Source organism: Oleiphilus sp. HI0043 (assembly GCF_001634935.1).
The window spans coordinates 1-457 of sequence record NZ_LWEY01000914.1 but is presented as its reverse complement, the minus strand read 5'-3'; the positions used below and the strand labels follow the sequence as shown (position 1 = coordinate 457).

Here is a 457-nt window from a genome sequence, read left to right as displayed (position 1 = left end):
CATCCTTGTAATAGTTGTCGCTAACCAGAGTGTCACGACCAACAACAGCAACAGTTACCATAATGCTGCTGAGTATAACCGAAGCAATAGGTACGCTCAGGACAAACCAAAGCCACGGCTGTTTGAACCATGGTTTTTTAGCTTGTTCATCTTGTGCTGCTTTCATTTCATTACCTCGGTTGTGCTTAGTTAATTTCTATTGTGTCGCTTTATTCAGCGCTGCCTAAAAAGCGGCTTTCGCTTGATGCGACCAAGTCTGGGTTATCTGTAGCCTTGACGGTAATCTCAATATCATAGTGGGTGACTTCCATATGTATGGGGTCGACTTCTATGCTAGTTGGTTGAGTGTATACTTCTCCGGCTTTCACGGATACCGTAGTGGGTGTGGTAATCTTTATCCCTTCAATGCCTTTGACGGTAATGTCAAAATCATGGGGTTCATCGCTCATATTCATAA

2 protein-coding genes are annotated in these 457 nt (G+C 43.5%); both read right to left on the bottom strand.

Annotation, left to right across the window (positions count from 1 at the left end):
- The coding region (locus tag A3729_RS34555) for a FixH family protein (protein ID WP_197475761.1) at positions 1–166 on the bottom strand (166 nt) is incomplete at its 3' end.
- A 43-nt stretch (positions 167–209) separates the two neighbouring features.
- A partial coding sequence (locus tag A3729_RS10250) for a FixG Ig-like domain-containing protein (RefSeq protein ID WP_082882082.1) occupies positions 210–457 on the bottom strand: 248 nt, incomplete at its 5' end.